This window comes from Rhodococcus sp. MALMAid1271 (assembly GCF_049195265.1).
GTDB lineage: Bacteria > Actinomycetota > Actinomycetes > Mycobacteriales > Mycobacteriaceae > Rhodococcoides.
Genome location: NZ_JBMIRQ010000009.1, coordinates 1 through 903 on the forward strand (window position 1 = coordinate 1; position 903 = coordinate 903).

Genomic DNA, 903 nt, shown 5'->3' on the forward strand with positions numbered 1-903 from the left:
TCCGATCATCACCCTGGTCGATGTGCCCGGGTTCCTGCCCGGCACCGACCAGGAATACAACGGCATCATCCGGCGCGGTGCGAAACTGCTCTACGCCTACGGTGAAGCGACCGTCGGCAAGATCACCGTCATCACCCGCAAAGCGTACGGCGGGGCGTACGACGTGATGGGGTCCAAGCACATGGGTGCCGATGTCAACCTCGCCTGGCCGACCGCGCAGATCGCCGTCATGGGTGCCTCGGGCGCTGTCGGGTTCGTCTACCGCAAACAACTACTCGAGGCCGCCAAGAACGGCGAGGACGTCGACGCCCTCCGGATACAGCTGCAACAGGAATACGAAGACACCCTCGTCAACCCCTACATCGCCGCCGAACGCGGCTACCTCGACGCCGTCATACCCCCCAGCCACACCCGCGGCCAGATCGTCACCGCACTACGCCTCCTCGAACGCAAACAAGTCACCCTCCCACCCAAAAAACACGGAAACATCCCACTATGAGCGGCGAAGCGAATCATGCTGCGGTGTCGGATAGTTGGCAGTTCACAGGTTGCCCGACCGACACCGACATCGCCGCGGTGGTTGCTGTACTGACCGCTGCGCAGTCGTGCGTGGTCGACTCGACTCCGCCCGTGATCGATTCCTGGGGGCGACCCGAGGATCTGCATCGTTATGGACTTTCCAGTGCCCCAGCCCTTTTCGTCAACGCCCGATTCGGTCAGTGAAGGATCTCGAGAATATGACTACGTCTACTGCCCATAAGAAGATCACCAAGGTTCTTGTTGCCAATCGTGGTGAGATCGCGGTTCGGGTGATCCGGGCGGCTGCTGATGCGGGGTTGGTGAGTGTGGCTGTGTATGCCGAGCCGGATGCGGATGCTCCGTTCGTGCGGTTGGCCGATGAGG

The 903-nt window shown here is 61.7% G+C and carries 3 protein-coding genes; all 3 read left to right on the plus strand.

Annotation, left to right across the window (positions count from 1 at the left end; genetic code table 11):
- The coding region (locus tag ACOQFP_RS00110; protein ID WP_421583083.1) for a carboxyl transferase domain-containing protein at window positions 1-499 on the plus strand (499 nt) is incomplete at its 5' end.
- Complete coding sequence (locus ACOQFP_RS00115) at window positions 496-723, plus strand: acyl-CoA carboxylase epsilon subunit (protein WP_206492941.1); 228 nt, start codon at window positions 496-498, stop codon at window positions 721-723. The genes ACOQFP_RS00110 and ACOQFP_RS00115, both read left to right, overlap by 4 nt.
- A 14-nt stretch (window positions 724-737) precedes the next feature.
- The coding region (locus tag ACOQFP_RS00120) for a biotin carboxylase N-terminal domain-containing protein (RefSeq protein ID WP_421583084.1) at window positions 738-903 on the plus strand (166 nt) is incomplete at its 3' end.

Bases quoted from the DNA above. Each gene is read 5' to 3' on its own strand.
- ACOQFP_RS00115 (WP_206492941.1), top strand. From the start codon at position 496: ATGAGCGGCGAAGCGAATCATGCTGCGGTGTCGGATAGTTGGCAGTTC.